The organism is Bacteroides caecimuris, assembly GCF_001688725.2.
GTDB classification, from domain to species: domain Bacteria; phylum Bacteroidota; class Bacteroidia; order Bacteroidales; family Bacteroidaceae; genus Bacteroides; species Bacteroides caecimuris.
Window position 1 is genome coordinate 382,617 of sequence record NZ_CP015401.2, and the last position, 13,267, is coordinate 395,883.

Consider the following 13,267-nt stretch of genomic DNA (forward strand, 5'->3'; position numbering starts at 1 on the left):
AACCATGTAAATTTTCAAAATTCGAATGAAAGAACGAAATAAGAGAGTATTGGTAGGTATGAGTGGTGGTATAGACAGCACCGCTACTTGCTTGATGCTGCAAGAACAAGGATATGAGATTGTAGGAGTTACCATGCGTGTGTGGGGAGATGAACCGCAGGATGCCAGGGAGTTAGCAAAACGGATGGGGATTGAACATTATGTGGCAGATGAGCGTATTCCTTTTAAAGAGACCATCGTCAAAAACTTCATAGACGAATATAAGCAGGGGCGTACACCAAATCCGTGCGTGATGTGCAATCCGTTGTTTAAGTTCCGGGTTCTGACGGAGTGGGCGGATAAGTTGAATTGTGCATGGATAGCTACCGGGCATTATTCGCGATTGGAAGAGAAAAACGGAAATATTTATATAGTAACCGGAGACGATGATAAGAAAGACCAGTCGTATTTTCTTTGGAGATTGGGGCAGGATGTGCTGAAACGTTGCATTTTCCCGTTGGGAGATTATACGAAGGTGAAGGTTCGTGAGTATCTTGCGGAGAAAGGGTATGAGGCAAAGTCGAAAGAAGGAGAAAGTATGGAAGTCTGCTTTATTAAGGGAGATTACCGTGATTTTCTTCGTGAGCAGTGCCCCGAACTGGATAGTGAAATCGGACCGGGATGGTTTGTAAACTCTGAAGGAGTAAAACTGGGGAAACACAAAGGAGCACCTTATTATACGATTGGTCAACGAAAAGGACTGGAGATTGCTTTAGGAAAGCCAGCTTATGTGTTGAAAATCAATCCGCAGAAAAATACAGTAATGCTTGGAGATGCCGACCAATTGAAAACTGAATACATGTTGGCGGAGCAGGATAAGATTGTGGATGAACGGGAACTGCTCGGGTGTGAGAATCTGACGGTGCGGATTCGTTATCGCAGTCGTCCGATTCCCTGTCAGGTGAAAAGATTGGAAGACGGACGTTTGTTGGTACGTTTCCTCGAAACGGCTTCGGCCATTGCTCCCGGACAATCAGCTGTGTTTTATGATGGAAGACGGGTGCTGGGAGGAGCTTTCATCGCGTCCCAAAGAGGAATCGGGCTGGTGATTATAGAAAATGAAGAATTATGATTGATTAAAATAGAAAGATAACTTATGAAGAAGTTTATAGTATTGATTCTCGCTCTAAATATGTATTTGGGGGTATCTGCCCAATTTACTCCGGGAGATACCTTAAAATACCGGATTAGTCTGAAAGACAAAGCGGCTACGGACTATTCTTTGCAGAAACCGGAAAAGTATTTGTCTAAGAAATCTATAGAACGGAGAAAGAAACAGGGATTGCCCATTGATTCTACAGACTTACCGGTTTGCAGGGAGTATGTAGATGCCATACGAAAAACAGGTGTTCATGTACTTGTGACTGGGAAATGGGATAATTTCGTCACTGTTTCTTGTAATGACAGTACGTTAATCAGCGAAATAGCCGGATTCCTTTTTGTACGTTCTACGGAAAGAGTGTGGAAAGGTGTCACACAAAGAGCGTTTAAAAGAGACTCATTGATAAATAAACCGTTGCGCACCGATAGCCTTTACGGTCCTGCAATCACGCAAGCGGCTATGAGCCGCGTCGATCTCCTGCATGATGCCGGCTTTAAGGGGCAGGGAATGACCATTGCCGTGATTGATGCCGGCTTCCATAATGTGGATAAGATTGATGCCATGAAAAATATCCGTATCCTCGGTGTGCGTGACTTTGTGAATCCGGAGGCAGATATTTATGCAGAAAGCAGTCATGGAATGTCTGTATTGTCCTGTATGGCTATGAACCAGCCGCATGTGATGATTGGCACTGCTCCTGAAGCTTCTTATTGGTTGCTGCGTAGTGAAGACGAATATTCGGAAAATTTGGTAGAGCAGGATTATTGGGCGGCAGCTATCGAGTTTGCTGATAGTGTAGGAGTGGATTTGGTGAATACATCGCTTGGTTACTACTCATTTGATGATTCTACGAAGAATTATAGACACCGTGACTTGAATGGTCATTATGCGCTGATGTCCCGGGAAGCTGCGAAGGCTGCCGATAAAGGAATGGTAGTTGTGTGCAGTGCCGGAAATTCGGGTGCCGATTCGTGGAAGAAGATTACTCCTCCGGGAGATGCGGAGAATATCATAACTGTAGGAGCTGTAACAAAAAGAGGAGAACTGGCGCCGTTTTCTTCGGTCGGAAATACGGCTGACGGACGTGTGAAGCCGGACGTAGTGGCTGTCGGTTTAAATTCGGATGTGATGGGAACGGATGGAAATCTTCGTCGCGCCAATGGAACCTCTTTTGCTTCTCCGATTATGTGCGGTATGGTAGCTTGCTTATGGCAAGCTTGTCCGAAGCTGACGGCAAAGCAGATTATTGATTTGGTACGTCAGTCAGGTGACAGAGCTGATTTTCCAGATAATATATATGGATATGGTATTCCCGATTTGTGGAAGGCATATCAATCAACTCAACGTTAACTGTTCTTTTTTATGGATTCTCTTTCCCTTTTAGAACTGAATTCACTCATCCGCCGTAGTCTGGAGCAATGCCTGCCCGATGAATATTGGATACAGGCAGAGTTGAGCGATGTCCGTTCCAATACGACAGGGCATTGTTATCTGGAATTTGTGCAGAAAGATCCTCGTAGTAATAATCTCGTAGCCAAAGCACGGGGAATGATTTGGAATACTATCTACCGCCTACTGAAACCCTACTTTGAGGAAAGCACCGGACAACTATTTACCTCCGGTATTAAAGTGCTGGTGAAAGTAACTGTTCAGTTTCATGAATTATACGGTTACAGTTTGACGGTGCTTGATATTGATCCTGCTTACACGTTGGGAGATATGGCTCGCCGTCGTCGGGAAATATTATTGCAGTTGGAAGAGGAGGGAGTTTTGACGTTGAATAAAGAACTTGAAATGCCGATTCTTCCTCAACGTGTTGCTGTTATTTCTTCGGCTACTGCAGCCGGATATGGAGACTTCTGCCATCAGTTACAGCGCAATCCGGGCGGATTCTATTTTTATACAGAACTTTTTCCGGCTTTAATGCAAGGCAATCAAGTTGAAGAATCTGTATTGGCAGCTTTAGACCGTATCAATACCCGCATCAATGAATTTGACGTAGTGGTCATTATTCGTGGCGGTGGGGCTACTTCCGATTTATCCGGTTTTGATACTTATCTACTAGCAGCTGCATGTGCGCAATTTCCATTACCTATCATTACCGGTATTGGTCATGAACGCGATGATACAGTGCTTGACTCTGTGGCTCATACCCGGGTAAAGACTCCTACGGCTGCTGCCGAACTTCTGATTCATCAGGTAACGGAAGTTGCAGAGCATCTGGAAGAATTATCTGTACGTCTTCAACAGGGAACTTATATGCTTCTTGATCAGGAACAACGAAGGTTGGAGGCACTCCAAATCCGTATTCCCAATCTTGTTCACCGCAAACTTGCGGATGCTCGTTTTTCTTTGCTGGCAGCAAAGAAGGATTTATCACAAGTAGCGAAAGCATTGTTGGCCCGTCAGTCTCACCGATTGGAACTTTTGCAACAGCGAATAGCAGACGCCTCTCCGGATAAACTCTTGAGCCGGGGATACAGTATTACAATCAAAGACGGGAAAGTGGTGACGGATGCATCTTCGCTGAAACCGGGAGATTGCTTGACAACCCGGTTGCTGAAAGGAGAAGTACAATCTGTGGTGGAAAAGTAACTATCCGTTGACTGTGTATTTGTAAGAACATTCATTATTAACCATTAAATATCAATCATCGTGGCAGGAAAAAAAGAAACATATTCCCAAGCAATGGAACGTCTCGAAAAGATCGTTCGCCAGATAGATAATAACGAACTGGATATTGACATTTTGAGTGAGAAAATAAAAGAAGCCAATGAAATTATTGCCTTTTGCAAGGATAAATTGACAAAAGCTGACCAGGAAGTCGAAAAATTATTGCAAGAAAAGAGGCTATCTGAAGAATAAAAGTTATTTTTGCGTTTCAATGCAATAGAAAAGAAATTAATACATAAAATATGAAAGAAATAGACTGGGCGAATCTGTCATTCGGATACATGAAGACAGATTACAATGTGAGAATTAACTTCCGTAATGGTGCATGGGGAGAATTAGAGGTTAGTAGTGACGAACACCTCAATTTGCACATGGCGGCAACCTGTTTGCACTATGGTCAGGAAGCCTTTGAAGGACTGAAAGCATTCCGTGGAAAGGATGGTAAAGTGCGTATTTTCCGTTTGGAAGAAAACGCTGCCCGTCTGCAATCTACTTGCCAAGGAATTCTGATGGCAGAACTTCCGACAGAACGATTCAAAGAAGCAATTTTGAAGGTTGTAAAATTGAATGAACGTTTTATCCCTCCTTATGAAACCGGTGCTTCTCTTTACATTCGTCCGCTGTTGATCGGAACAAGTGCTCAGGTAGGTGTACATCCTGCTGAAGAGTATATGTTTGTTGTGTTCGTAACTCCGGTAGGTCCGTATTTCAAAGGTGGTTTCTCTACCAATCCGTACGTTATCATTCGTGAGTTCGATCGTGCCGCTCCTCATGGAACAGGTATTTATAAAGTAGGTGGCAACTATGCAGCCAGCCTTCGTGCTAACAAGAAAGCACACGATCTGGGTTATTCCTGCGAGTTCTATCTTGATGCGAAAGAAAAGAAATATATCGATGAATGTGGTGCTGCCAACTTCTTCGGTATTAAAGATAATACTTATATCACTCCAAAATCGACTTCTATTCTGCCTTCTATTACCAATAAGAGTTTGATGCAGTTGGCAGAAGATATGGGTATCAAGGTGGAACGCCGTCCGATACCGGAAGAAGAATTGGAAACATTTGAAGAAGCAGGTGCTTGTGGTACTGCCGCAGTAATCAGCCCGATTCAGCGTATTGATGATTTGGAAAACGGAAAATCATACGTTATCTCTAAAGACGGTAAGCCGGGACCTATCTGTACGAAATTGTACAATAAACTGCGTGGAATCCAGTATGGTGACGAACCGGATACACATGGCTGGGTGACGATTGTGGAATAACCGTATATAATGAAATAACACATTTATTAATAAATTAATATTATTCACTATGTTAAAACAAAATTCAGAACTACGTGCTGAGGCACGTCAGGCACTTCAAGGTAAGTGGCCTATGGCAGCTGTTGCTGCGCTTATTTATTCAGTTATTGCTGGTGGACTTTCCGCTATTCCTTTTATCGGTGGATTGTGTTCTTTGTTTGTCGGCCTGCCGCTTGCATACGGTTTGGCCATTGTGATGTTTAGCGTGTTCAAAAACAGAGAAAAGGACATCGATTTTGGAATACTGTTCGAAGGCTTCCAGGATTACAGCCGTATCTTTGTAACTAAGTTTCTCCAGCAACTTTACACAGCATTGTGGGCTTTGTTGTTGGTTGTTCCTGGTATCATCAAGTATTATTCTTATGCAATGACGGACTATATCTTGAAGGAAGAGCCGGAAATGAAAAACAACGCAGCTATCGAGAAGAGTATGGCTATGATGGAAAACAACAAGATGAAACTGTTTATGCTTGATTTGAGCTTTATCGGTTGGGCAATTCTTTGTTGCATCACTCTCGGTATCGGCTTCTTTTTCCTAATACCTTACATGCAATCAGCGCGTGCTGCTTTCTATGAAGATCTGAAAGCACAACAGGGAGGAAATGTTGAAGCAAAGGTTGAAATGTAATCGACAAATAAATTCAGCTATATGTAAGAATGGAGCATGGAGAAATCTGTGCTCCATTTCTTTTTGTGGGTTACGTCAAAATCAGTACCTTTGCGACCTAATCAGGATTGATATGGGAAAGAATAAATTAGAAAAGTTTGCCGATATGGCGAGTTATCCACATGTGTTCGAATATCCTTATTCGGCAGTAGATAACGTGCCTTTTGACATGAAAGGGAAATGGCACAAGGAGTTCTTTAAAAATGACCATCCGATAGTGCTTGAACTGGGCTGTGGACGTGGTGAATATACCGTCGGACTTGGTAAGATGTTTCCCGAAAAGAACTTTATAGCAGTAGATATTAAAGGTGCCCGCATGTGGACGGGGGCAACGGAATCATTGCAGGCAGGAATGAAGAATGTAGCTTTTCTGCGCACGAATATCGAAATCATCGAACGTTTTTTTGCGGAAGGCGAAGTTAGCGAGATATGGCTGACTTTCTCCGACCCACAGATGAAGAAAGCGACCAAACGACTGACTTCCACTTATTTCATGGAAAGATACCGCAAGTTTCTGCAACCGAACGGTATTATCCACCTGAAAACGGACAGCAACTTCATGTTTACCTATACAAAATACATGATTGAGGCAAACCGTCTTCCCGTTGAATTTATGACCGAAGATTTATATCATTCCGATTTGGTAGATGATATTCTCAGTATCAAGACTTATTATGAACAACAATGGCTCGATCGTGGTTTAGCGATTAAGTATATCAAATTCCGTCTTCCGCAGGAAGGTCTACTGCAAGAACCGGATGTAGAAATAGAACTCGATTCTTATCGTAGCTACAATCGTAGCAAACGTAGCGGATTAAGTACAAGTAAATAGTTTTGTGCAGAAACATCGCCCTAAAAGTGAACTGACGCTTCATCGAATGGTGATTTTAAATTGTAAATAGTAAATTGTCAAATAGTAAATAAAATGACTCTCTATCCTAAATTGATATTAGATGCATTGGCAACGGTGCGTTATCCCGGTACGGGAAAGAATCTGGTGGAAGCGGAGATGGTTGCCGATAATCTCCGTATTGATGGCATGACTGTCAGCTTCTCATTGATCTTTGAGAAACCGACTGATCCGTTTATGAAATCAATGTTGAAGGCTGCGGAAACAGCTATCCATGCATATGTCTCTCCTGATGTGCAGGTAACGATTACAGCGGAAAGTAAACAAGCTGCCCGCCCGGAAGTTGGCAAGCTCCTTCCGCAGGTGAAGAATATAGTCGGCATATCTTCCGGTAAAGGTGGAGTTGGCAAGTCTACGGTGTCCGCGAATCTGGCTGTCGCTTTGGCTAAATTAGGTTATAAAGTAGGTTTGCTTGATGCTGATATTTTTGGTCCTTCTATGCCGAAGATGTTTCAGGTGGAAGATGCACGCCCTTATGCTGAACGTATCGACGGTCGTGACATGATTATTCCGGTAGAAAAATATGGGGTGAAATTATTATCTATCGGTTTCTTTGTCGATCCGGATCAGGCAACTTTGTGGCGTGGTGGAATGGCTAGTAATGCGTTGAAACAGTTGATTGCTGATGCAGCTTGGGGAGAGTTGGATTATTTTCTGATAGATCTTCCTCCCGGAACCAGTGATATTCATTTGACAGTTGTTCAAACACTGGCCATGACGGGGGCGATTGTTGTCAGCACTCCGCAGGCAGTGGCTTTGGCAGATGCCCGTAAGGGAATCAATATGTTTACCAATGATAAGGTGAATGTACCTATTCTTGGTCTGGTTGAGAATATGGCATGGTTTACTCCTGCCGAACTTCCCGAAAACAAATACTATCTCTTCGGTAAAGAAGGAGCCAAGAAGCTGGCTGAAGAGATGAATGTTCCTTTGTTGGGACAGATACCTATCGTACAAAGCATTTGCGAAGGGGGAGATAATGGTACACCTGTTGCATTGGACGAGGATTCTGTTACTGGACGTGCTTTCTTATCATTGGCTGCGAGTGTTGTCCGCCAGGTAGATCGCCGTAATGTTGAGATGGCTCCGACTCAGATTGTGGAAATGCATAAATAGGTTAAGTCTGGCGTCATTAAAATTAGGCACGGCTAACACGGATTTTACAGTTCCAATTAACTAAAAAACGTGAAATCCATGTTAGCCGTGCCTAAATAATATAAAGATGATGATTGAATTGTTTTGACGTCTTATATAAATATATTATTTCTTCAACGCTTCCATCAATTTCTTTTTCATTGTATCTGTGCCTGGGAATCCTGTTTGTTTGAAGGTTGTATTCCCTTCGGCATCTATTACGAAATAAGTCGGTACTCCTTGGATATTGAATTTGTCCATTAAATATTTCCATTGATCGTTGGTCACACGGAAATGTTCTCCGTGGATATCGGGTATCATATTCTCCCAAGTTCCTTTAGGCGAATTTTCTCCTGCTACGTATAAATAAAGAATATCTTTATCTTTCAATTCTTCTTTCATCGGAATCATAGCTTTGTTAGCCATTCTGCAGGGACCACACCAAGTTGCCCAAAAGTCCACTAACAATACATGTCCTTTGAATTTGGAAATAATGGTGGAAAATAGCTCCTCGTTGCTTACTTCACCTACTTCATTGATTTGGTATCCGGTTTTCTGTTTGTTCAGTTCTATCTTCTTGAGCAATTTCCTGTTAAAATCTGTCAGCATCTCTTTGTAGGCAGGTGAGGGCAATGCTTCAAGTGCCGCTGTTTGTTCGGTGGTTAGCGGTGTGAAATCTTCAATGGAGCGGTAGTACCTGCATGCTTCCGCCATCTGAAATAGAATTCCCTGATTAGTACCTAGATGTTGCTCTAAAAGATCTTTTCTGGAAGCGAACACACCTATCCCGTATGCATATTCCGGTGCGTATAAATCTGCCGGTGAGTTAAGAACAAGTTCTTTGAATACATCGAAATAATTATCCGGAAATTCTATTTTGGTATTCATGTAGTATTCTTTTGTCTGCTCCTTGTTTAGCTTCTGGCTGGCGACATGTGCACGCATCAGTATATCCTTGGCCATAAAAATTCCGATGCCTGTGGTTATATCCGTATTGGCTTTTAGAACTTCTTTTGCAGCAAGGCTGAGGGGGGGCTTCTTCTATTTGTTTATGAATGTCACGTCGTTTCTCTACAAAATAGTTTTTTACTCCGTCAATGTCTTTTCCGATTACCTCGTTCACAGTTTCTCGCGGGTTGCTAACCAAATTGGTTTGGATGGAATTGTCCATCAGTTCTTGTTGCAATTCAGCCAGATAACCACTGTAATAAGCCTTTTTCCCATACGGTTTGCTGTCTTTTTGCAAGTGTGATTGTTGGCGTGTACATTCGGCTGTATTGATGATAATCGAAATTTCTTTACCGGGAGCCAGGAGACATGGAATTTGGGCAAACGGGAAAACAAGTGTAGCCGGAGTTATCGTAATCACATCTGTTTGAACTTGAAAAGTTCCATCTTCATTGATGTTCACTTCTTCTGCGAAGTTCAACCATCTGACCGGGTCATTCAGATGCAATTTGCCTGATGCCGGCATATCTGCCTTAAAGTCGAGCACTCTTCCTTTTAATGTGGCTTTGGCATATGTGAGTTCCGGTGTCGGCAATTGAGCTTTCTTGTTGATTTTGTGGATTATCGCATCTTTGGGTAGTGGAGTTTTGCGGAAATTTTTCTCATTGAGTTGTATTCCCCATATCTTGTATGCTCCGTCAAAATCTCCTTCGGAGAAATCCAGGCTGGTCACATTTTCCGGTATTGGCGGAAATAGGAGCTGAAACTCCGCTTCTCCTGATTCCGGCATCCAGAATTCCTTGTCGAGTGTAATTCCAACTCCCTTTCGGATAGGGTAAAGCGTTCCATTATTGTCTTTCAGGAAACTCCCGGTTGCTATTTTTATCCAGTATTTGGGTCGATAGTAAGCTTTCACATATACAGTGGTCACTGTGTCACTCATGACAATTTTGTCAACTTCGATACTGTTGGAACTCCAGGCAAGAAGAGGAGGACGTTCGATAACTCTGTCTTTGGCTTGTACAGTGCATACTGTGCAGAGTACCAAACCGATAATCCATGCGAATCTTTTCATATGAATAGTGTTTTGTTGCTAACAAATATAAGGATATTTTTGTAACTATCTTTACGGAAAGAGAAAAAAATGCTTTTTTTCCGGTATTGATGAAAGAAATGTCCGGCACCGGGGAAGGGTGTGTTCGGCACCGGGGAACGCCCCTTTCCCCACCGATGAGGAAAGGGTACGGCACTGGGGGATAAATTTACTGTAGCCGGAATACAATAGGAAGGGTATATTCTACGGCAACTGCTTGTCCGCGTTGCTGTCCCGGTTCCCATTTTGGCATATTACCCACTACACGAATGGCTTCTGCATCCAAAGAAGGAGAAACGCTACGTAGTACTTTTATATCTGACAAGCTGCCATCTTTTCCGACAACCATCTTTATGATGACTCTGCCTTGCTCCTTGTTCTTTTGTGCAATAGTCGGATATTTAATGCTTCTGGCAAGATACTTCATCAGCCCGGCTGTTCCGCCAGGGAATTTGGGCATTGTTTCTACTACCTTGAAAGTAGGTTCCGTATCTCCTGTTTCAATACCTACTGCATCGGGAGTTGAATCCTCTTTTAAGCCATAGCCTACTACGACTACTTCTTCCAAATCAGACTGCTTTATTTCTTCTGCTTTAGCGGGTTCGGGATCGGTTAGTCTGAAGGCAACGGGAACTGTGAATCTGACATTTACTGCTTGTCCTCTCTGCTTGCCGGGTTTCCATTTTGGCATGGCAGTAATTACACGTATGGCTTCCTTATCTAAATAGGGGTCTACACTCCGAACTACTTTTATGTTATCTATACTTCCGTCTTTTTTTACTACGAAACATACAATCACACGTCCTTGTGTGCCTTTTGCGTGTGCTTCAGCCGGATATTTGATGTTTTGTGAAAGATATTCCATCAAGGCTTTCATTCCTCCGGGGAAATCCGGCATTTCTTCTACAACTTCAAATATGACGGAATCCGGTACAATCTTGCTATGAGTCTCCAGTGTCTCTTGTGCCTTTTTCTCCTGCGGGAGAATGATTTTTTGAATTTCTTCTGCAGGAAGTTCGGGAATAGTCGCTATTTCGGGTTTCGAAGTGACTTGTGTCGTCGCCTGTCCCATTACTTCCTTGGCGAATTTCTCTGTGGTACGTGCCACCATTTCGATGTTGCTGACAATCATCAACAGGGCAGCCAAGGGGAGAAACATCAGATATTTAGTTCTCCCTATTTCTTTTGTTCTTCGTTTATTCATCATTTTAATACGATTTTTGAGTGGTAAAACATTGAAACTATTTGATAAATTTGCTGCAGCCTTGTGATGTGCCAGTCCCAACAAATGGTACTGGTATGATTTACTATCATGTCCTGTCTCCAATACCCGGTGGTCTGCCATGTATTCGAGATTACTTCTGACTTCACGTTTCATCAGCCAGATAAACGGGTTGAACCAGCAGAATGTACACATTAGTTCACTGATTAATACGTCTACCGAATGATATTGGCGGGCGTGTGTTTCCTCATGGGTAATGATTTCGCTGATTTCGGACTCCGTATGCGACTGTGGATAAATGAATATCCATCGGAAGAAAGAGAATGGACCGTTTACTTTCTTTAAAAGATGTACGCGTGTCCCTTGTATAGTGCTTTTTGAACACTGGATGTGCAATCGTATGATACTGCCTAACTGTAGAAGGAAACGTGTTGCCAGGAATAATACCCCGCTCCAATAGATGATTTTCATAAAGAGTATGGTTAATTCTTGCCAATTCATCGTAGGTTCTTGTTGTGGGGTAACAGTTTGCTCTGGAAGTATTATTGTCGCATAAAGATCTGCCATTGCCACCATTGGCTCATGAGTCTTGATCCATCCTTGAATATTCAATAAAGGATAAAGCAAGGAGATGGCAAAGAAGCTCAGCAAAGCTATCCGACGCCAATGGAAGAAGGTGTCTTTATGGAAAAACAGCCGATAGAATGCGTAGAATAGAGCTATCGCTACATTTATCTTTAGAAAATAGGTTAATTCCGGAGTCATAGTAATGAATATTTTCTATTAATCTTCTTTTCCTTTTTCAATCAGGTCGATGATGTCTTTGAGATCATCGGTCGAAATCTTTTGGTCCTTAGCAAAGAATGAAACCATTTCTTTGTAAGAGTTCTCAAAGTAGTTACGAACTACGCCGCTCATAAAATGGCGTTTATACTCATTTTCGCGAATGGCGGGAGTGTATTGGTAGGTATTACCCACACGTTTCGGTGTGATGTATCCTTTTCGCTCGAGGTTCTTCACGATGGATGCCACTGTGGTATAGGGAGGTGCCGGTTGCGTATATTTTGCAACAATGTCTTTTACGAAACAGCATTGTAACTCCCAAATGTAGATCATTACTTCTTCTTCTTGTATAGTCAACTTTTCCATGGATATGTTGTTTAATTACGAATACTTCGCAAATCTACGAATATTTCGTAAATATACAATAATTAGTGTATTAATAAATGTAAATGCATGATTATTGTAAGAATGTTTTGATTTAATATTTATGCTGAGAATAGTTAAACACAAAAAATGCTCGGATAAGCACTATTTTTGCTTTAATAGTCACATTTTAATAACCTTTATGCTAAAACCAGATAGTTGTTCGTTTTTTTATTTAAAATAAATGAAATATATTTGCCTGTACAAAACAGACGTTAAATGTGATATGGTGCGTTTCGATACGCTGGTAAAGTTCGGAAAATTCCCCGCACCTGGTAACAAAACTATTACCTAACAATGCTGACCGTAGGGAAGAGGGAGGCAAATTAAAAAAATAAATGATATGAAAAAAGGTTTGATTTTTGTGCTATTCGCACTTGTTTCTATCGTTTCTTATTCTCAGATTTCTTGGAATGCCAAAGTTGGTATGAACATGAGTAACTTTACCGGAGACTCTGAGACTGATATGAGAATTGGGTTTAATGTTGGTATTGGTATGGAATACCAATTTACTGGTATGTGGTCTATTCAACCTTCTCTGATGTTTACTCAGAAAGGAGCTAAAATGGATGAATTGAAAGCTAATCCAATGTATTTGGAAATTCCAGTAATGGCTGCTGCAAGATTTGAAATTGCTGACAATCAGAATATTGTGGTGAAAGCAGGTCCTTATTTCGGATTTGGTATTGCTGGTAAATATAAAGCAGGCGGTGAAAAAATTGATTTCTTTAAAGATACTAAAGATGAAGATGGAGATATCTTGATGGAAGGTGCAAAGAAATTTGATGCTGGACTTGGTGTAGGTGTCGCTTATGAAATTAATAAATTCTTTATTGATTTGACTGGAGAATTTGGTTTGGCTAAAATTTATGATGGCGATGGTGCTCCGAAAAACATGAACTTCTCTATCGGTGTAGGTTATAAATTCTAATCGAATTACACTCTCTTTATAATATCTCTTTAAAATCCCTC

At 41.8% G+C, this 13,267-nt stretch carries 11 protein-coding genes and 1 pseudogene; 9 read left to right on the forward strand and 3 right to left on the reverse strand.

From position 1 onward, the window contains the following. Positions 1-25: 25 nt before the first annotated feature. From mnmA to A4V03_RS01470, 8 genes are all read left to right on the forward strand, one after another. Positions 26-1,111, forward strand: a complete 1,086-nt coding sequence (mnmA, locus tag A4V03_RS01435) for a tRNA 2-thiouridine(34) synthase MnmA (RefSeq protein WP_065537671.1) — start codon at positions 26-28, stop codon at positions 1,109-1,111. Between the two features lie 24 nt (positions 1,112-1,135). Next, a complete protein-coding gene (locus A4V03_RS01440; protein ID WP_065537672.1) occupies positions 1,136-2,491 on the forward strand; it encodes a S8 family peptidase in 1,356 nt (451 codons plus the stop codon). Between the two features lie 12 nt (positions 2,492-2,503). Beyond that, positions 2,504-3,736: an exodeoxyribonuclease VII large subunit gene (gene xseA, locus A4V03_RS01445; RefSeq protein ID WP_065537673.1), complete on the forward strand. Its 1,233-nt coding sequence runs from the start codon at positions 2,504-2,506 to the stop codon at positions 3,734-3,736. Between the two features lie 60 nt (positions 3,737-3,796). Further along, a complete protein-coding gene (gene xseB, locus A4V03_RS01450; protein WP_065537674.1) occupies positions 3,797-4,006 on the forward strand; it encodes an exodeoxyribonuclease VII small subunit in 210 nt (69 codons plus the stop codon). Positions 4,007-4,056: 50 nt separating this feature from the next. Beyond that, positions 4,057-5,076: a branched-chain amino acid aminotransferase gene (locus A4V03_RS01455; RefSeq protein WP_004309384.1), complete on the forward strand. Its 1,020-nt coding sequence runs from the start codon at positions 4,057-4,059 to the stop codon at positions 5,074-5,076. A 49-nt stretch (positions 5,077-5,125) separates the two neighbouring features. Next, positions 5,126-5,743, forward strand: a complete 618-nt coding sequence (locus A4V03_RS01460) for a DUF975 family protein (RefSeq protein ID WP_065537675.1) — start codon at positions 5,126-5,128, stop codon at positions 5,741-5,743. Between the two features lie 112 nt (positions 5,744-5,855). After that, positions 5,856-6,614 carry a tRNA (guanosine(46)-N7)-methyltransferase TrmB gene (gene trmB / locus A4V03_RS01465; protein WP_065537676.1) on the forward strand — a complete coding sequence of 253 codons (759 nt, stop codon included), beginning with the start codon at positions 5,856-5,858 and terminating at the stop codon, positions 6,612-6,614. 93 nt (positions 6,615-6,707) lie between these two features. After that, complete coding sequence (locus A4V03_RS01470; RefSeq protein WP_065537677.1) at positions 6,708-7,808, forward strand: Mrp/NBP35 family ATP-binding protein; 1,101 nt, start codon at positions 6,708-6,710, stop codon at positions 7,806-7,808. Positions 7,809-7,952: 144 nt separating this feature from the next. On the opposite strand, the pseudogene A4V03_RS01475 reads toward A4V03_RS01470, so the two are convergent. The 3 genes and pseudogenes from A4V03_RS01475 to A4V03_RS01485 form a co-directional block, all read right to left on the reverse strand. After that, positions 7,953-9,849: pseudogene (locus tag A4V03_RS01475) on the reverse strand (TlpA family protein disulfide reductase). A 187-nt stretch (positions 9,850-10,036) separates the two neighbouring features. After that, entirely contained in the window at positions 10,037-11,854 is a 1,818-nt protein-coding gene (locus tag A4V03_RS01480; protein ID WP_065537678.1) for a M56 family metallopeptidase, read from the reverse strand. 18 nt (positions 11,855-11,872) lie between these two features. Further along, complete coding sequence (locus A4V03_RS01485) at positions 11,873-12,238, reverse strand: BlaI/MecI/CopY family transcriptional regulator (RefSeq protein ID WP_024987332.1); 366 nt, start codon at positions 12,236-12,238, stop codon at positions 11,873-11,875. Positions 12,239-12,638: 400 nt separating this feature from the next. Between A4V03_RS01485 and A4V03_RS01490 the strand changes: the two genes are divergently transcribed. Further along, positions 12,639-13,226: a porin family protein gene (locus A4V03_RS01490; RefSeq protein ID WP_024987333.1), complete on the forward strand. Its 588-nt coding sequence runs from the start codon at positions 12,639-12,641 to the stop codon at positions 13,224-13,226. Positions 13,227-13,267 lie beyond the last annotated feature (41 nt).